The sequence below is a fragment of the Rhodococcus baikonurensis genome (assembly GCF_040489275.1).
GTDB lineage: Bacteria > Actinomycetota > Actinomycetes > Mycobacteriales > Mycobacteriaceae > Rhodococcus_F > Rhodococcus_F baikonurensis.
In genome coordinates, this window is sequence record NZ_JBEUOQ010000019.1 from 62,310 (window position 1) to 79,364 (window position 17,055).

16 protein-coding genes are annotated in these 17,055 nt (G+C 62.2%); 9 read left to right on the plus strand and 7 right to left on the minus strand.

Annotation, left to right across the window (positions count from 1 at the left end; genetic code table 11):
- Positions 1-132: 132 nt before the first annotated feature.
- Positions 133-999 carry an alpha/beta hydrolase family protein gene (locus ABWI03_RS29410; RefSeq protein WP_298781830.1) on the minus strand — a complete coding sequence of 289 codons (867 nt, stop codon included), beginning with the start codon at positions 997-999 and terminating at the stop codon, positions 133-135.
- A 90-nt stretch (positions 1,000-1,089) separates the two neighbouring features.
- Positions 1,090-2,136 (minus strand): LacI family DNA-binding transcriptional regulator, encoded by a 1,047-nt coding sequence (locus ABWI03_RS29415; protein WP_235170564.1) that lies wholly within the window; start codon positions 2,134-2,136, stop codon positions 1,090-1,092.
- A gap of 255 nt (positions 2,137-2,391) precedes the next feature.
- Here ABWI03_RS29415 and ABWI03_RS29420 point away from each other — a divergent pair, with 255 nt between their 5' ends.
- Complete coding sequence (locus ABWI03_RS29420) at positions 2,392-4,026, plus strand: N,N-dimethylformamidase beta subunit family domain-containing protein (RefSeq protein ID WP_298781839.1); 1,635 nt, start codon at positions 2,392-2,394, stop codon at positions 4,024-4,026.
- Positions 4,027-4,204: 178 nt separating this feature from the next.
- Here the strand turns inward: ABWI03_RS29420 and ABWI03_RS29425 are convergent, their stop codons facing one another.
- Positions 4,205-4,846 (minus strand): nucleoside/nucleotide kinase family protein, encoded by a 642-nt coding sequence (locus ABWI03_RS29425; RefSeq protein WP_235170562.1) that lies wholly within the window; start codon positions 4,844-4,846, stop codon positions 4,205-4,207.
- A gap of 123 nt (positions 4,847-4,969) precedes the next feature.
- On the opposite strand from ABWI03_RS29425, the gene ABWI03_RS29430 reads away from it, so the two are divergent.
- The 5 genes from ABWI03_RS29430 (at position 4,970) to ABWI03_RS29450 (ending at position 11,030) form a co-directional block, all read left to right on the plus strand.
- A complete protein-coding gene (locus ABWI03_RS29430) occupies positions 4,970-5,563 on the plus strand; it encodes a TetR/AcrR family transcriptional regulator (protein WP_095972387.1) in 594 nt (197 codons plus the stop codon).
- A gap of 45 nt (positions 5,564-5,608) precedes the next feature.
- Positions 5,609-6,487 carry a crotonase/enoyl-CoA hydratase family protein gene (locus ABWI03_RS29435; RefSeq protein WP_298781843.1) on the plus strand — a complete coding sequence of 293 codons (879 nt, stop codon included), beginning with the start codon at positions 5,609-5,611 and terminating at the stop codon, positions 6,485-6,487.
- Between the two features lie 14 nt (positions 6,488-6,501).
- Positions 6,502-8,145 carry an AMP-binding protein gene (locus ABWI03_RS29440; protein WP_353799014.1) on the plus strand — a complete coding sequence of 548 codons (1,644 nt, stop codon included), beginning with the start codon at positions 6,502-6,504 and terminating at the stop codon, positions 8,143-8,145.
- A gap of 82 nt (positions 8,146-8,227) precedes the next feature.
- Positions 8,228-9,781 carry a succinyl-CoA:acetate CoA-transferase ScpC gene (gene scpC / locus ABWI03_RS29445; protein WP_298781848.1) on the plus strand — a complete coding sequence of 518 codons (1,554 nt, stop codon included), beginning with the start codon at positions 8,228-8,230 and terminating at the stop codon, positions 9,779-9,781.
- A 37-nt stretch (positions 9,782-9,818) separates the two neighbouring features.
- Positions 9,819-11,030 carry a PucR family transcriptional regulator gene (locus tag ABWI03_RS29450; RefSeq protein WP_298781852.1) on the plus strand — a complete coding sequence of 404 codons (1,212 nt, stop codon included), beginning with the start codon at positions 9,819-9,821 and terminating at the stop codon, positions 11,028-11,030.
- Here the strand turns inward: ABWI03_RS29450 and ABWI03_RS29455 are convergent, their stop codons facing one another.
- Positions 11,031-11,858 carry an SDR family oxidoreductase gene (locus ABWI03_RS29455; protein WP_298781855.1) on the minus strand — a complete coding sequence of 276 codons (828 nt, stop codon included), beginning with the start codon at positions 11,856-11,858 and terminating at the stop codon, positions 11,031-11,033. It lies immediately after the preceding gene.
- A gap of 194 nt (positions 11,859-12,052) precedes the next feature.
- On the opposite strand from ABWI03_RS29455, the gene ABWI03_RS29460 reads away from it, so the two are divergent.
- Positions 12,053-13,285 (plus strand): PucR family transcriptional regulator, encoded by a 1,233-nt coding sequence (locus tag ABWI03_RS29460; RefSeq protein ID WP_095972364.1) that lies wholly within the window; start codon positions 12,053-12,055, stop codon positions 13,283-13,285.
- 4 nt (positions 13,286-13,289) lie between these two features.
- Here the strand turns inward: ABWI03_RS29460 and ABWI03_RS29465 are convergent, their stop codons facing one another.
- Positions 13,290-13,637 carry a hypothetical protein gene (locus ABWI03_RS29465; protein ID WP_298781861.1) on the minus strand — a complete coding sequence of 116 codons (348 nt, stop codon included), beginning with the start codon at positions 13,635-13,637 and terminating at the stop codon, positions 13,290-13,292.
- 225 nt (positions 13,638-13,862) lie between these two features.
- Between ABWI03_RS29465 and ABWI03_RS29470 the strand changes: the two genes are divergently transcribed.
- Both ABWI03_RS29470 and ABWI03_RS29475 read left to right on the plus strand, forming a co-directional pair.
- Positions 13,863-14,948 carry a TerC family protein gene (locus tag ABWI03_RS29470; RefSeq protein WP_166809843.1) on the plus strand — a complete coding sequence of 362 codons (1,086 nt, stop codon included), beginning with the start codon at positions 13,863-13,865 and terminating at the stop codon, positions 14,946-14,948.
- Between the two features lie 175 nt (positions 14,949-15,123).
- Positions 15,124-16,053 (plus strand): alpha/beta hydrolase, encoded by a 930-nt coding sequence (locus ABWI03_RS29475; RefSeq protein ID WP_298781865.1) that lies wholly within the window; start codon positions 15,124-15,126, stop codon positions 16,051-16,053.
- Here the strand turns inward: ABWI03_RS29475 and ABWI03_RS29480 are convergent.
- The gene (locus ABWI03_RS29480; protein WP_298781868.1) at positions 16,036-16,707 is read right to left on the minus strand and encodes a Dabb family protein; all 672 of its coding nucleotides are present in this window, start codon (positions 16,705-16,707) and stop codon (positions 16,036-16,038) included. The genes ABWI03_RS29475 and ABWI03_RS29480 overlap by 18 nt on opposite strands.
- The gene (locus ABWI03_RS29485; protein WP_235170555.1) at positions 16,700-17,047 is read right to left on the minus strand and encodes a hypothetical protein; all 348 of its coding nucleotides are present in this window, start codon (positions 17,045-17,047) and stop codon (positions 16,700-16,702) included. Before ABWI03_RS29485 ends, ABWI03_RS29480 begins: the two co-directional genes overlap by 8 nt.
- Between the last annotated feature and the right edge of the window lie 8 nt (positions 17,048-17,055).

The window sequence follows — 17,055 nt, forward strand, 5'->3', positions numbered from 1 at the left end:
CTGTTGTCCCGGGCGAAGCGACCGGCTGCCTGACTGACGGCTGCCCTCTGATAACCCCACCGTACGTCATGGAGTTGGTTTCAGCTAATCCTTTTGCGGGCGATCGTGCTCACAGTAGGCGGTTTCACCTGCTCAAGGAGTGTTTACGTGGTCGATTATTGCTTGCTTGGTGATAGCCCAGGCGTCGCTTGTCGGGTTGCCGAATTCGCCGTGGCCGACGCCGGGTAGTTCGATCAGGTCGACCACGTCGCCTGCTGCTCGGGCTGCACGGGCGTAGCGCCGACTCTGTTCGATCGACACGACCTTGTCTCCGAGTCCGTGGATCGCTGTGACAGGGAGGCCGGTGGGGAGGTGTTCGATCGGTGATGCGATGCGGTAGCGATCAGGATGATCGGTAGGCATGCCGTCCAGAAGATTTCGAACAAAACGATCTTTGCCCGCGGTTGCGGCGAGCGTCATGTCGAAGACGCCGGCCATGATCGTCGCCGAGCGAACCGGCACGGTCAGGTCGGGTTCCGGAGCATCTGCACCCTGTTGTGAACGCGACGCCACCCAGGCGGCCAGTTGCCCACCCGCGGAGTATCCGGCGATATGTACACGGCTCAAATCCAGTCGCCCGGAAGCCTTTTCCTGCACGATGTCGGCCAGAGCGTTGGTAGCCGCAACGGTATCGGACAGCGTCGTCGGCCAACCGCCCTGTCCACCCACGCGTCTGTATTCGATGTTCCAGACCGCAATTCCGTAGGGGGTCAGCGTTTTTGCCCACGCACCCGCGTACTCGAGATTGCTCTTCTGCGCCCAGCCGCCGCCGTGGATCAATACGACGACCGGCAGATCGTCCTCCGACCCGGCTGGAAGATACAGATCGCCGAAAGTGTCTGCGGCGGCGGCGTATGCGATGCGCACCGGAGCGACGTTGCGGTCGAGGCCGGTTGCGCTGCTGACGGATGCGAGGAGGGCGAGTACACAGACGAGCACTACGGCGAGATACCCGGCCAAGCGGTCGCGGGAGCGGTGCGCGATGACCTGATTCCTCTCGGCGAGCGACGGATGATTGTTCGGAAATCAGTCTATCGGTGCCAGATGAATTTATGGTGTGAGCGAACGGGCCGTACTTGCTCGTACGCGTAGTTCACTGCGAGTGTGGCTCTGAACAGCGGGTACGTCGCCGTCGATCAGGGCCAGTAGCGCACTGACAGCCAATGTAGCTTGCTCTTCCGGGAAGAAATCGACCGCAGTGATCGGGGGGTCGGCGGTCAGCAGAGCGGGTTCGTCGCTGTCCTGCGCAATCAAGACATTTCCGGGGATCGACAGCCCGAGGTCGAGTGCTGCCCTCGCGGCTGCGGGGGCGCAACCGAGGATGACCGACAGGATCGCGTCGGGTGGATTTTCGGACGTCAAGGCTTCGTGGGTCAATGCGTACGCCGTGGCGACCATTTTTTCGACGGTATCGACGCCCTCGAACGGCGTCGGTTCATCGGCGGCGCGGGGCGTCACTCCGTGGGTCCGGCACCACTCGAGGTATGCGGTGTTCGTTGCCCGGGTCCATGCCGAACCCATGCCGGGGTTGAGGATGAGTATGTCCGTCGCACCCTGTTCGGTGAGGTGGTTCAAGAGCGTTTCGGTAGTGGCGACGAGATCGGGTGAGATGCTCCATTCGAACTGGTCGGGGTTTCCGGGACCGACTGCGACAGCGGGGATTCCGATTTTCTTCAAGACGTCGACACGTGGGTCGTGCGTCATCGGGTCCACGATCAGCACGCCGTCCATCTCGATGCGGCGTAGTCCATTCGGATCTTTCATCGACGGCAGCAGCAGGAGCGAGTGATCGCCGTGGAATGCGGCCTGGGTCGCGGCGGTAGCCACGCGCCCGTACCAGTCGAAATTGAGGTACTCGGCCGATGACAGTTGGTCGGGAGCGGGGAGCATGAGCCCCAGGGTGGCGGTACGGCCGGTTCGAAGATTCTGTGCCGAGCGATTGGCCCGGTATCCCAGGCGGTCGGCAACCTCTTGAACTCGAGCTCGCGTGGCCGCGTCGACTCGGCCCTTGCCGTTGAGCGCATAGGAGACCGTCGACACCGCGACGCCGGCGGCGCTCGCGACATCGCGAAGCGTCGGGACGTTCGGCGTGATCATCGGGGTCGCGTCCTCTAGTTGCTGGGCGATTTCTACTCAAGAGTAACGCCCAATCGTTTCGGCAGTGGGAACCTGGCGGACGATTGTTCAGTTGAAGAAATTGCGCCGAATCGTTTCATCAGAGCTATTGACTATGCCGAAACGTTTCGGCACTCTCGTAGAACACCGGGACAACTTCGAGTGAAATTCGGTCGACCTCGGGCACCCTCATTCCCGGTCCATGCGCCTAAATACGACGATCCACGGAGTTACCCCATGAGAGAGAAAACCCGTCCACGTCGCGCGGGTGCTGCTGCAGCGTGGTCGGCCACTGGTGGTTTGGTCGAACGGCCGGGATCGATTCCGGGAGCACCTGAGATCTGGGTCTACGCAGACAAGTTCTCCTACTTCGCCGGCGACACCGTCTCGGTGCGGGTTCACACCACCGCTGACGAATACGACATCGAGGTGGTCCGTGACGGCGCGCGCCCACAGAGCATCGTCAAGTACATCGGGCTACCAGGCAAACAACAGTCGACGCCCGACGACGCCTATGCGACCGGGTGTGATTGGTCGGAATCCGTTGCCTTCACCGTTGCACCGAATTGGGCTTCGGGGATGTACCTGATCCTGGTTCGAATGCGCCACGAAGGTGTGGTCGTCGAACGTGAGGGCTTCTTCATTGTCAAGGCACGCGAACCCGGGCACGCTGACATGGTCCTCATCCACACCACGAGCACGATGTTGGCCTACAACGACTGGGGCGGAGCCAACAATTTCCGTGGTGCCCCGGACGGTGTGGGCGACGTGGCGACACCGATTTCGTCGACGCAGCGTCCCGTTGCGCGCGGGATGTTGCGCAAACCCGAAGGTGCAGCGCGAAACATTCACACCGATATGCCGGGAATCGGATGGGCTCCACGGCACCCGCCGTACGAATGGGCCTGGGTGAACGGATACTCGCGTCATCACGCCGACGCATTCTGGGCGACGTACGAACGCCCGTTCACGGTGTGGGCGGAGGAGCAAGCGTTTCTCGTACACCACATCACCCAGCACGACCTACATGAGGATCCTTCAGCGCTGCGCGGATATTCGTGTGCCGTCGTCGTCGGTCACGACGAGTACTGGTCGTGGGAAATGCGTGATCGTCTCGACGTATTTGTCGAAGGAGGAGGCGGCCTGGCGCGATTCGGCGGGAACTTCCTGTGGCAGGTACGCATCGAAGGTGACGCGCAGATTTGTTACAAGAACCCCTTCGACGATCCCATACGAGAAGTAGATCCCACCCGCGTCACCACGGCATGGGATTCCCCCGAGATTGATCGGCCGGGCGCGTGGACGATGGGTTTGACCGCGATGGCGGGGGTGTACAACCGTTACGGTGCAACAACTCCGAGGTCATCCGGCGGCTTTACTGTATACCGGCCCGATCATTGGGCATTGAACGGAACCGACCTGTATTACGGTGACAACTTCGGAATCGCGCCGGTCTGTATTGCTGCCTTCGCAATGGACGGTGCGGACTACACGTTCAGGAAGGGTCTGCCGTACGCCACCGGCGCCGACGGTGCACCAGCGAATCTGGAAATCATCGCAATGGCGCCGGCAGTATCGGGGTCACGGGACAGCTGGAACGGCACCGTTCCGATTGCTGCGCCCTTCGCCGAGTTGTCGGGAATCTTCGAAAGTGCTTATGGGAGAGAACTCCCCGAGCATCTGCGCGAGTTCGAATACGGTTCGGGAATGGTGGCGACATATCAGCGCGGTCTCGGAACCGTTTTCAATGCCGGGACGACCGAGTGGGTCAGTGGACTGATTCACCGGGATCCTTTCACTGAACGAATAACCGCAAACGTACTGAATCTGTTTGCTGCGCAACTGTCGAGTTTCACTGAGGAGACAAACTGACGGCGGCGACCAGCGGTAGAGTTTGTTGCCCCGAGGATGATGGTCGAAAGATAATCCGTACGTACGTATGTATGGAGATATGAATTCGACTTGAACAGGGCTTTTAATCCAAACTGCCGTAGTCTTCGCCGTTCAGTTGGATGACGGGTGGGTACGGGGAGCTGCCGAACTTCGGCAGTCACGTGCGGATTTCCACGATCAGATCCGCACGTGACCTGGCCGCTGCGATCATGTCGGCGTTCGGTTGATCCACCCGTCTCACCCAGTCCGCGGCCGCTTCGGAACTCCTCCCGAAGCGGCTGTGGCGTTTCATCAACCGCTGCGTGCGTGTCGCCTCCGGAACCTCGAGGTACCAGACGGTGTCGATCGCCGCTCGTACTTGTGGCCAGCTGCCGTTTGGTAGGAGGAGATAGTTTCCCTCGGTGACGATCAGCGGTGTTCGAGGCTCGACAGCGGTTGCGCTGCCGATTGATTCGTCGATCTCGCGATCGAAGACGGGCGCGTACACAATGGAATCTGCCGATCGGAGGCGGTGTAGAAGCGCCGCGTATCCGTCGGCGTCGAAAGTTTCCGGAGCGCCTTTTTGTTCACGCCTGCCGAGTCGGTCGAGTTCCCGATTGGCAAGGTGAAAGCCGTCCATCTCGACGACGGTGCAGCGTGAGTCCAGTTTCTGCGAAATTGCCTGTGAAGCTGTCGATTTCCCGGCTCCAGGGGCTCCCGCGATGCCGAGAATGTATCGACTGTCGTCGGCGATCAGTGAAGCGGCGTGTGAGGCAAGTTGATCGAGCGTCAGCGAGACGGTCGGCGGTGAGGTCCTCACTTGTTGCTCCGATCAATCCGAGGGGCGGGTGCATCGAGAGTACGCCGGAGGTTTCGACCATTGACAGTCTGAATGGACTGTGAAACTGTGAGCCATGCCGCTCGGAAAGTTGGAGGTGAGACCGTGACCCTGCGCGATGCGCAGCGCGAAGCGACGCGCCACCGGATTCTCGATGCGGCAACGGATTTATTGATAGCGGACGGGTATTCGTCGCTGACGACGCAGTCGGTGCAAACCGCTGCCGGAGTCAGTCGGGGCGCTCTGCTGCACCACTTTCCGAACATGCAGGAGCTCACTGCGGCGTTGGTGTCGAACATCGTCGTGCGAAACGAGGCGGCGGTACGAGTTGCCATGTCTCGGCAGGATTCGTCGGTGGACACGATCGAGAACTCGATCTCCGCTCTGTATTCGGCGTTGACTCAGCCGCCGTTTCAAGCGGAACTCGAACTGTGGTCGGCGGCTCGCACGGATCCGGTCTTGGCGGAGGTACTCCGGGAATCGGAGCGAATCGCCGGACGGGATCTACGGCGAGTTGTCCACGACGCTTTCGGTCCCGAAATTGTTGCTTCCGAGAACTATTCCCAGATTGCAGATCTGACGGTGCTGATGCTCCGTGGTTTGGCGCTGTCCCGGGCAGTGCAGAAGAGCGACGCATCTGCGCGTCGTTCGATCAGTCAATGGGCAGGCGTCGTTCGCCTGCTCCTCACCCAGAACTAGCGCAACTCGTTTCGATCGAGGTGCGCTCTGTCGACAGGACCGAAGATGACGGATTTTGCGACTCTGAAATACGAGACCTCGAGCGGTAAGGCATATATCACGCTCAACCGCCCCGACCGGCTCAACGCGATCGACGACCGCATGCCGTCGGAGATTCGGCATGCGGTGGCAGCGGCCAATGACGACGACGATGTTCGCGTGATCATCTTGCAAGGTGCGGGTACTGCGTTTTGTGCCGGATACGATCTCAAGAAGTTTGCCGAGGGCGATCTCGACGGAAAGTGGAACCAGGGCCCGGTGTGGGATCCCATCAAGGACTTTCGCGGGATGAAGCAGAATACCGACGACTTCTTCACGCTCTGGCGATCGCTCAAGCCGACGATCTGCAAGGTCCAGGGATACGCGATCGCCGGCGGGAGTGACATCGCGCTGTCTTGCGACATGCTGATCATGGCCGACGACGCCCGCATCGGGTATCCACCCGCGCGTGTCTGGGGTTGCCCGACAACAGCGATGTGGGTGTACCGCCTCGGGGCCCAACGTGCCAAGCGAATGTTGTTGACGGGAGACACCATTGACGGTGTCACCGCCGCCGATTGGGGGTTGGCACTCGAATCGGTGCCCGCCGACGAATTGGACGCTGCGGTGGAGGCCTTGGCGGATCGCATCGCCGGTGTCCCGCTCAATCAATTGGCAATGCAGAAGATGATGATCAATCAGGCGTACGACAACATGGGATTGCAGGGCACCCAGGTGCTGGCAACTCTGTTCGACGGAATCACGCGTCACTCTCCAGAAGGGCGCTGGTTCAAGGATTTTGCCGAACGTGACGGATTCCATGCCGCGGTGCAGTACCGCGATTCCGGCCGCAAGATTCCAGACGGAGGCGGGCCGCTCCCCGCATCCGACACCCCTCCTCGATAGAAAGTGGATGTGAGATGAGCAGTGTTCTCGAAACGTCGTACTTCCCTGCTGACGTGTCGGACCCGATTGCGGAACAAACGGTGGGTGGGCTGCTGCGAGAGTGCGCCGCGGACTCGCCGAACCTGACAGCAATCAGAGAAGTGGTTCCGGCGCAATCGCATTCGCTGTCCGGGGCCGCTGAAACAGATCGCACCTGGACCTTCGCCGAACTTCTGGCGGAAGCGGAGGGATGTGCGCACTACCTCTTGTCGCAGTTCGACCGCGGCGACCGGATCACCGTTTGGGCACCGAACGTTCCGGAATGGATGATTCTGCAATACGGCGCTGGGCTCGCCGGGATGGTTCTGGTGACCGCCAATCCTGCGTTGGGTGCGGAGGAGCTGGCGTACGTCTTGTCGCAATCCCAGTCTCGCGGGCTCTTCCACACCGGAAAGTTCCGCGGCGGCGATATGGCGGCCGTTGCATCCGAGGCGATTTCGATTTCGGGAGAGGAAGTTCTCGCAGTCAACTTCGAGGATTGGGATCGTCAGGTTCGAGGTTGGGCGGGCGAACGGGGCGTACTGCCCGAAGTCTCTCCTGACGACAATGCGCAGATTCAGTACACGTCGGGGACCACCGGCGCGCCCAAGGGGGCGCTGCTGCACCACCGAGGTTTGGTCAACAATGCCGATTTCGTCAGTCGGCGAGGCAAATTCCCCGAACGCGGTTCGGTGGTTTCGGCCATGCCGCTGTTCCACACCGCCGGGTGCGGCATCCTGGTTCTCGGCGCGGCACAGCGAAGAATGTCCATCGGCCTGATCCAGTACTTCGATCCGACTGCGGTTCTCGATGCGGCGGAACGCTTTCACGCCGACGTGGTCAGTGGAGTGCCGACGATGCTGATCGCCATGATCAACGACGCCACCTTCGCCGGCCGCGATTTCTCGGCCTGCTCGGTGGTCGTATCCGGTGGATCGTCGGTGCCGCCCGAACTCGTCAGCACGGTGGAGTCGGCCCTCGGTGCGGGATTCAGCATCGTCTACGGACAAACCGAGGCCAGCCCCGTGATCACACAAACCAGTCCGGCGGACACGCCCGAAGACAAGTCGGAGACGGTCGGCCTCGCGTTGCCTCAGGTCGAGGTGAAGATCTCCGACGTCGTGACCGGGGACAGCGTCCCGCTCGGCGAACAAGGCGAGATCTGTGCTCGCGGGTACCTCGTCATGACCGAGTACTTCCGCAATCCGGAGGCCTCGGCCGCCACTGTCGACGAGGACGGTTGGTTGCATACCGGTGACCTGGGGACGATGGATCAACGTGGATACGTCCGGGTGACCGGCCGCCTCAAGGACATGATCATCCGCGGCGGGGAGAACATCTATCCGCGTGAGGTCGAGTCCGTGATCTTCACGCACCCGAAGATTCTGGACGTCGCGGTTGTCGGTGTCCCCGACGAGGTGTGGGGTGAGCGGGTCGTCGCCGTGATCCGGTGGAAGGACGAGTCCGACCAACCGACCGCCGCTGAACTGGTCGAATTCTGCACCGAACGACTGGCTCGCCACAAGGCACCCAAGGAGTGGTTCAGTGCGGAGGCGTTTCCACTGACAGGGTCGGGCAAGATCCAGAAGTATCGGATCGCGAGCTTGGTAGGCGAAGGCGCTTACGGGGTCGTCAGCTGATCTCAGCGCATAGCACGTCGAAGCGATTCTGTCTGGCTTATCCCCGTAAATCGCTTCGACGTGCCCTGTTTATCCTGGTGGCGTGAGTTCATCCCTCGGTGAGACCGGACACAAAGCCAACTCCAACCGCATTCGCGCCACAGCCTTTGCGTCGAAGGTGATGTCCGCGGCCGACGCGGTGAAGTTCATTCATCCGGGTGACACCGTCGCGATCAGTGGTTTCGCCAGTGCCGGTACACCCAAGGTTGTGATCCCGGCTCTCGCCGAGCGCATTCACCAGACCCGCGGCAACGGATCGAACTTCACGATCAATCTCCTCACCGGCGCTTCGGTGTCCACCGAGACCGAGAGACTGCTCGCGGAGGTCGACGGAATCGCGCTGCGCATGCCGTATCAGTCCGAGGCCACCGCACGTCGCCGGATCAACGACGGGCGCATGGACTACGTGGACATCCATCTCTCCCACGTGGCTCAGCAGGTGTGGGAGGGCTACTACGGCAATGTCGACGTCGCTGTGGTCGAGGTCGCGGGTATCACCGAATCGGGTGAACTGATTCCCTCCGCGTCGATCGGCAACAACAAGACGTGGCTCGACGTAGCCGACAGGGTCATCCTCGAAGTCAACTCATGGGTCCCCGAGGCGATGGAAGGTATTCACGACGTCTATTACGGCACCGCGTTGCCGCCGCATCGCAAGCCGCTCGAGATTATTCGTGTCGAGGACCGGATCGGCCAGACCACGTTCCGGGTGGATCCCGCGAAGGTTGTGGCCGTTGTCGAGACCAACTGCCGTGACAGTGCGAGCCCACTCACCGCGCCTGACGCCGTCAGCGAGGCGATCGCCGGCCACGTCCTGGAATTCTTCGACTTCGAGGTTCGTGCCGGACGGATGCCTGCCGATACGTTGCTTCCGCTGCAGGCGGGCATCGGCAATGTCGCCAACGCGGTGCTCGGAGGTCTCGATCGCGGGCCGTACCGAGGGTTGACCTGCTACTCCGAGGTCATCCAGGACGGGATGCTGAAGCTCATCAAAGACGGAACCGTCGCGCATGCGTCGTCGACGGCTTTGGCGCTCACCGAAGAAGGCATCGAGGAACTGACTGCGAACATCGACTTCTATCGCAATCACATCACGCTGCGACCGCAGGAGATCAGCAACCACCCCGAGGTGGTGCGCAGACTCGGAATCATCGCCATGAACGGCATGCTCGAGGCCGACATCTACGGCAATGTGAACTCGACGCACGTCATGGGGACGAAGATCATGAACGGAATCGGCGGCTCGGGAGACTTCGCCCGCAACGGCTACGTGTCCATGTTCCTGAGCCCGTCGACGGCCCGCGGCGGTGAGATCTCGGCGATCGTGCCGATGGTCCCGCACGTCGATCACACCGAGCACGACACTCAGGTGTTGGTGACCGAGCAGGGATTGGCGGATCTGCGAGGTCTGTCTCCGCGGCGACGCGCACGCCTGATCGTCGACAACTGTGCTCACCCGGAGTTCCGGCCGCTGCTCCACGATTACATCGCTCGCGCCGACGCTCAGCCGGGTGCGGGGCAGACTCCGCACCTCCTGTGCGAGGCATTCTCGTTCCATCAGCGGTACATCGACACGGGTTCGATGCGGCTTTCCTGACGCCGGGCAATGCCGCTGACAGTGAGAGAATGCGAACGTGAGCCGAACCGGGGTACCTGACGACGCCATACGCCGGGTCGCAGCGGCAGGTGCGGACGACGCCGGTGGCCTACCCGTCGAACTGCTGGGTGACTTCCTCGACGTGCTCAGCGACGCGGTTTGTGAAGGAAAACCGCTGCAGCGTCGTCAGCTGCATCGTTTCCGCGCCCGCGGTGAAGAAGCAGCGCAGCAGGGTGTCGCCCTGCGAGCCCTGCTCGATCTGTATCTCTCCTCGGCCTGGCGCCTGTGGCGTGAACTCCCCGCTGTTGTTGCGGCGCAATCGGATCCGACTGCCGTAGTCGCTGCCGGTGAAGTCATGCTGCGCGCCGTCGACGATGCCGTGGCCGAACTGGCCGAAGGATTTCAGTTGGCCAGGCGATCACTGGTCCGCTCGCAGGTATCGGCACGCCGCGAGTTCGTCGACGACCTGTTGACCGGCGGCGCTGACGTCGTCGGATTGTTGGGTCGTGCTTCAGGATTCGGACTCCACCTCAGCGGGCCGCATGCTGTGGCCGTGGTAACCGCTGCCCGCGAATTCACCGACGACAACCCCTTGGTGCGGGCCGTCGAACGTGCTGTCCTGGGCAGCAAAGGCGATGCCGACGCGTTGGTTGCCAGCAAGAGCGGAAAACTTGTCGTCGTTTTCGCGGCGCCGGATCGCGATGCAGTCGATCACGTGCTGGCGGGCATTCGATCGGCTCTCGGACCCGGAACCGACGACGACGGCCGCGTGCAGTTGCAGCGACGCGCGCTGAACGGCACCTGGCAGATCGCGGTCGGGCGTCCGCGCGCCACTGCTTCCGGCGTGGTGGCGTCGTACCGGGAAGCGCTCGACGCACTCGACCTGGCGCAACGCCTGTCGTTGGACGCGCGGGTCATCGATGCTCGTGACCTGCTGGTCTACCGGGTTCTGGTCAACGACAGGCCGGCGGTCACCGATCTGATCCACACCCTGCTCACACCGCTGCTCGAGGCGCGCGGCGGCGCAGGGCCGATGATCGACACATTGCTCGCGTACTTCTCCGCCGGCGGCAATACCGCGAAGACCGCCCGTGATCTGCATCTGTCGGTCCGCGCGGTGACGTACCGCTTGGACCGTATCCGTGAACTCACCGGCCAGAACGTCAACGACCCCAATGACAGCTTCGCCCTCCACGCGGCGGTACTGGGCGCCAAGCTGCTCGACTGGCCTGCCACCGAGCTGACCTGATCAGCTGGCGCGGGCCCGTTCCTCGTAGGCAGCGCGGGCTGCGGTGTCGACGTCGCCGAGAAACTGTGTCTCGACGCCGAACAGTCGACTCAATGCCTCGTACGGCCGCCGGGGGAAGAACCCCTGGGCCTGCACCAGTAGCCCGGACACTCGTGTAATGCGCACGCGTGGTCGGGGTTTGGTCATCAATCCGACTATGGCTTCGGCGATTTCCTCCGGCTGAACCTCGCGGAATCCCTTCATTCCCGAAGTGCCCGAGGTGAGTTGGGTGTTGGTGAGCGTCGGCAGTACGGACGAGACGTGTACACCGGTGCCACGAACTTCCTTGCGAACCGAATCGGTGAATCCCAAGACCGCATGCTTGGCGCCGCAGTACGTCGACAAACCGGGGCACGGGAGTTCGCCTGCAAGCGAAGCGATGTTGATGACGTGCCCGCGCCCCCGCGGCAGCATCCGGCGCAGTGCGAGCTTGGTTCCCGTGATCACGCCGAGGACGTCGATCTCGATGATGCGTCTGGTGACGGTGTCGTCTTCGTCGACGATCCGGCCCACCGGCATGATGCCTGCATTGTTGACCAGTACGTCGATCGGGCCGAGTTCACCTTCGACGGTGTCGAGGAAGTCGAAGAACGAGGCAGGGTCGGTGACGTCGAGACGCCCGAACGTCCGGATATCCAAATCCTTCGCCGCCTGCGCGAGAGTGGCTTCATCGATATCGCCGATCGTGACTGTCGCGCCCAGGCTGACGAGCCGTTTCGCGGTGGCGAATCCGATGCCCCGGGCGCCGCCGGTGATGACCACTACCTGACCGTCGAAAGGCTTGTTCATGTCGCGAAGGTCTCCAGAACTAGGGGGATGGGATTGCAGTGACGTGAAACTGCGGTGACGAAACTGCGGTGACGAAACTGCGGTGAGATGTGATTGTGGACCAGCCGAAACTGGGTTGCTAGGGCTCCTTGGCTGAACCGAAGCGGTAGATTTGTGACAAAGTCACAAATTGGATCCCAGTCGGAAAGGCGCCCATGGACACCTCGGAGTTGGATGGTTGGATTGCGAATCTCGCGCCCATCTATCTCCAACCCGAGGTGATCGACGGTTTCGTCCAACGCATCGACGACGCCATTGCCGCGGCAAATCCCGAGGTGGCGGCTGATCGGGAGCTACGACGCGATGTGGATGCAAGCACCACGGCGCAGCTCCGCGTCATCGTGGCCGCGATCGCGGGCGGTTCCGAGGAGGTCACTCCGCCGGCGGAGTCGATTGCGCTTGCACTCACCGTCGCTCGACGCGGTATGGATCTTCGGGTCCTTCTCAAGATCTACGGTGCCGGACGCCTCGCGATGCTGGGTTTCGTCGACGAGTCGATCGAGGCGCTGCCGATCGGTCCCGAACTCAAACGCGCCCTTCTGGTTCGGGTCTGGGGCTCGGCGATGAGGTGGCTGGAGGTGACCACCGAACTGTTGGTGGCGACGTATGCGCAGGAGCGGGAGAGCCTGGCGCGCGGCGCTTTTGCACGTCGGTCCGAGACGGTGCACGCGATTGTCGCCGGCGAAGCACTTCACTCCGACGAAGCCTCCCGGATTCTGGACTACCCGATGCGGCGCCACCACACCGCGTTTGTTCTCTGGACGGACGACACCGACCCGGCCGCGGACGTATTGGCCAGGTTGGACTCGTACGCACGTTCCTTCGTGGACGAATCCAAAGGGGAGCGTGTTCTCACTCTGCCTTCGGGCGCACGCGAGCTGTGGTCGTGGGTCGCGCATTTCGACAGCCGTGAGTGGGCGTCGCTCGATCGTGCTCGGATTTCGGACCTTCGTGTCGCAGTGGGGGCCGGCGGGTACGGGATGGAGGGATTCGCTCGCAGTCATCGCGAGGCGCTCGCCGCCCAGCGCGTCGCGGTCCGTTCCACGGGTTCGCCGGGCGTCACCGTCTACGAGGACGTTCAGGTTCCCTGTCTGCTCACCGACGATCTGGACGAACTCCGTGCGCTGGTGGCTCGGGAACTGAAGGGCTTGGCCGGCACGGACGGCGTCACGTCGCGGATCCGGAACACGGTCCGGGTCTACTACGAGAACAATTGCACCGCAGCCGCTACGGCCGCAGCCCTCGGTCTGCACAAGAACACCGTGCGGTATCGACTCGATCAGGCCGAAACACTACTAGGCCGCAGCGTGGACCAGCGTCGACTGCCGACGGAGTTGGCCCTCATCGCTCTGGAGAGCTACGGAGCCGCCGTCCTACCGAACCCATGACTCGCTACTGCATGTCGTCGAGCCCGGGGAGCGAGTAGCCGGAGTTGTCATCCCAATCGGCGGGGGTGTCGTCGAGTGAAACGTCCCAGTCGGCGTCAGGCACCGCTCGCCGGAGTTCGGTCAGAGCGTTGAACCAGTAGACGAGCGAAGGGATCACCTCGGTCGGATCGCTCGAGATCTTCGTCGAACCGTTGAGCAGAGTGTCGGGGATATCCGACGGGTAGAGGTCGAGGACCTCGGCGTCGAACGGAAATTCTTCGTTGTGAACGGCGATGAGTCGGTCGACTTCGGCCTTCTCGTCGTCGGTCAGCGGTGTGGTGCGGACGGCGGAGTAGTACAACGAGGTGCTCATGCTTGCCAGGCTAGAACAAGATGCCCTCCAAGAGTGGTTTCGGCTGCAAACCGCCCAAACTGCCGAGTTTCGGCAACTTTATGGTCAAAAGTCGTCGATATTTCGACCGGGATGGAGATAAGTCGGCAAGGAACACTGGAGAAGACGGCGAGACGGCCGTCCGAACTCAGTGAAGGAGCTCCCCGTGACCGCAGTCATCAGTGCCATTCGGGTAGGTGGTCAGCGATGAACGTTCCCATGTGGGCGTGGGCCGCGTTCGCCGCAGTCATCGTCGTCATGTTGCTCATCGACCTGCTCGCCCACCGCGGCGCGCACGTCATCGGCTTCAAGGAAGCGGCCTGGTGGAGTGCGCTCTGGGTCGGTTTGTCTCTCGTGTTCGCGGTGGTCGTCACCCTGACCTTGGGGGTGAACTCGGGCGTCGAATTCACAACAGCCTGGCTGTTGGAGAAGAGTCTGTCCGTCGACAACCTCTTCGTGTTCGCCCTGATCTTCGGATACTTCAAGGTGCCCCGTGAGTACCAGCACCGCGTGTTGTTCTTCGGTGTCATCGGCGCCCTGATCTTCCGCGGTATCTTCCTCGCCGCGGGCGTTGCAGTGGTCAGCAAGTTCACGGCCGTACTGTTCGTCTTCGCCGCCATCCTGCTCTACAGCGCTTACAAGCTGCTCAAGGACGACGACGAGAGCTTCGATCCGGGAACCTCGCTGGCAGTTCGCCTGCTGCGCAAGATCATGCCGGTCCGCGAGGAATACGCAGGAACCAAGTTCTTCGTCAAGGAAGCCGGAAAGCGCGTCGCAACACCGCTGTTCGCCGTCGTCGTCGCCATCGAGGCCGCCGACCTCGTGTTCGCAGTCGACAGTGTCCCGGCAGTGCTCGCAGTGAGTGACGATCCGTTCATCGTGTACTCCAGCAACGCGTTTGCGATCCTGGGTCTGCGTGCCCTGTACTTCCTGCTCTCGGGTCTGCTCGAGAAGTTCCACTACCTGTCCAAGGGTCTGTCGATCATTCTCGCCTTCATCGGCGTGAAGCTGATCATGCAGGCCAGCCACAAGGTGATCAGCACGTCGATCCCCGAGATCCCCTCGCTGGTCAGCCTCGCAGTGATCATCGTGGTGTTGGCGGGCTCGATCATCCTGAGCCTCAAGAAACCACTACCGGAGGAACCTGACGCCGAAGAGGTTGCGTCCGGTGACACACCGGTGGAACTCGAGAAGGCGGGCACTGACGCCGACGGCGAGAAATCGGGAATCGAGCTCGCGGCCGGTGAGCGCGACGACGATGACGACAAGGTCGATGCTCGCACTAGGGGCTGACGCCTGATCGGCTGAACCGAATCGAAAGGGAGACCACACAACGAGGTGTGGTCTCCCTTTTCGTTTCTCGCGTCTTCTCGCGGCCAAACAGACCACTGATCGGGAAGGTGTGTTCTCACTCGACCGCAGGCGATCTACCTTGGCGGATGCCCGACGTCCGAGATCAGGAGTGCACATGACAATTCACGCGGAAGTCATCACGATGCTGGCCACGCTCAACGCTGCTTTCCCGGACGTCACCAGCTTCGAGCCGTCGGAGCTGCGCGCTCTGCTTCGAAATCGACGAGCCCCGCTGGAACGGCTTCCCGATATGCGTGCTGTCGAAGATCTCGCAATCGACGGACCCGGGGGAGATCTGTCGATCCGCGTCTACCGCCCGCACACGTCCTCCGACGCTGTGCCGCTGGTCGTCTTCGCTCATGGCGGAGGCTTCGTGTTCTGTGACCTGGACAGCCATGACGAATTCTGCCGATCCATGGCGGAAGGTGTCGGCGCTGTGGTGGTCTCCGTCGACTATCGTCTGGCCCCTGAGCATCCCGCGCCGGCAGCACACGACGACGTCTATGTCGCATTGGAGTGGGCGGCGAAGCACGCGCAAGAGTACGGCGCAGACCCGAACCGGATCGTGCTTGCCGGCGACAGTGCGGGTGGCAATCTTGCTGCGACAGTTGCGATCGCAGCCCGCGATCGTGGAGGCCCGGCGGTCGCGGCGCAAGTTCTCATCTATCCCGTGATCGACGACGATTTCGACACCGAGTCCTACCGCCGTTACGGGACCGATCACTACAACACGACTACGGCCATGAAGTGGTACTGGGACCAGTATGCCCCCGAACGCCGAGATGACGCGCGGGTGATACCCACTCGGGCAGAGTCATTCGCGGATCTACCAGCGGCCGTCGTTCTGACAGCCGAGCTGGACCCGCCGTGCTCGTCCGGCGACGAGTACGCGAAACTGCTTGCCTCGGCCGGCGTCCCTGTGCAGCATCATCGCTTCGACGGGCTGTTTCACGGATTCCTCACCATTCCGTCGTTGTCACTCACAGAACCGGCACGCCGGAAAGCCTGGGCGATGATCCGTGAGGCGTCAGCCGCCGCTCGGTAGGACTTCGTCGCCCAGTTTGCCGAAGGTGTGGCAGACCCTGTCCCGCGCAATGACTTCGGTGCATTCGGGGTCGAACCATCGATCAACGACGCCCCAGTGGATCGGATGGTCGAGGTACTGGGTCTGCAGTGACGCGAGGTCGGTGAATTCCTGCTCCCACACGTGGGTCCACGGTGCTTCGTCGGATGCGTGGCACTCGTCCGTCGCCGCACTCACTCGACTGAGTCGCCAGGCCGCGATCGAGGAGATATGACCGGGCATCTTCAGCAAGTCGCTTTCGAAGCGTTCGATCGTGTCCTCGGGAGTATCGGGCGCGACGCGGATCAGCAGCGCCCGGTACACCCCGTTCGGCCCGGTGGCGCGCGAGCGACCTGCGGTCCCGGACGTGTACTCGGCGCCGTGAACTTGTCCGACGGCGGCGTGGTGAAGCCCGGCGTCAACGGCACCTCGAGAGGCCTGCCACGCAGCTTCGTCCTCGAACTGGAGATGCACGATCAGATCTCCGCCGTTGATGACGCCGGGCAGTGTGGCGGTGACGAGATGGCGAACTGCGCCCGACGATTCCGCCGCTGCTGCAATGGTGTTCATCGCATCGGCCCAGCCGTCCGATTCTGTGTCATCGGCAGTGAAGACCACCCGTGTGACGTTATACATCGGCAAGACTCTCGACGTCATCGGCAGTGGCAGCCATGGTGCGCGTTCGTTCGGCAATGAGCGGATTCATTGCGTCCCACCATTGTCCGAGGGCGGAGTCGCCTCGACTGGAACGCGTCATCGCCCACCAACCGGCGGTACCCTCGACGGCCCACGTGATCGTCACGACGTTCGACTCGTCCTCGGACCACAGCGGCGGACTGACAAGTACATTGTCGAGAGTCAGGTTTCGACGGCCGGCGTTGGGCAGGTAGCCCGTGCGCCATTCGTCGACGAACTTCTTCCCGCACCCGGGTTTCGTGACTATCCGATCGACCACGTAGAGCGTCTCACCTGCCATCTGCGCAG

Excerpts from the sequence above, each read along its gene's own strand:
- ABWI03_RS29415 (WP_235170564.1), bottom strand. The coding sequence starts at position 2,136 with ATGATCACGCCGAACGTCCCGACGCTTCGCGATGTCGCGAGCGCCGCC.
- ABWI03_RS29420 (WP_298781839.1), top strand. The coding sequence starts at position 2,392 with ATGAGAGAGAAAACCCGTCCACGTCGCGCGGGTGCTGCTGCAGCGTGG.
- ABWI03_RS29435 (WP_298781843.1), top strand. The coding sequence starts at position 5,609 with ATGACGGATTTTGCGACTCTGAAATACGAGACCTCGAGCGGTAAGGCA.
- ABWI03_RS29440 (WP_353799014.1), top strand. The coding sequence starts at position 6,502 with ATGAGCAGTGTTCTCGAAACGTCGTACTTCCCTGCTGACGTGTCGGAC.
- ABWI03_RS29455 (WP_298781855.1), bottom strand. The coding sequence starts at position 11,858 with ATGAACAAGCCTTTCGACGGTCAGGTAGTGGTCATCACCGGCGGCGCC.
- ABWI03_RS29460 (WP_095972364.1), top strand. The coding sequence starts at position 12,053 with ATGGACACCTCGGAGTTGGATGGTTGGATTGCGAATCTCGCGCCCATC.
- ABWI03_RS29465 (WP_298781861.1), bottom strand. The coding sequence starts at position 13,637 with ATGAGCACCTCGTTGTACTACTCCGCCGTCCGCACCACACCGCTGACC.
- ABWI03_RS29470 (WP_166809843.1), top strand. The coding sequence starts at position 13,863 with ATGAACGTTCCCATGTGGGCGTGGGCCGCGTTCGCCGCAGTCATCGTC.
- ABWI03_RS29475 (WP_298781865.1), top strand. The coding sequence starts at position 15,124 with ATGACAATTCACGCGGAAGTCATCACGATGCTGGCCACGCTCAACGCT.
- ABWI03_RS29480 (WP_298781868.1), bottom strand. The coding sequence starts at position 16,707 with ATGTATAACGTCACACGGGTGGTCTTCACTGCCGATGACACAGAATCG.
- ABWI03_RS29485 (WP_235170555.1), bottom strand. The coding sequence starts at position 17,047 with ATGGCAGGTGAGACGCTCTACGTGGTCGATCGGATAGTCACGAAACCC.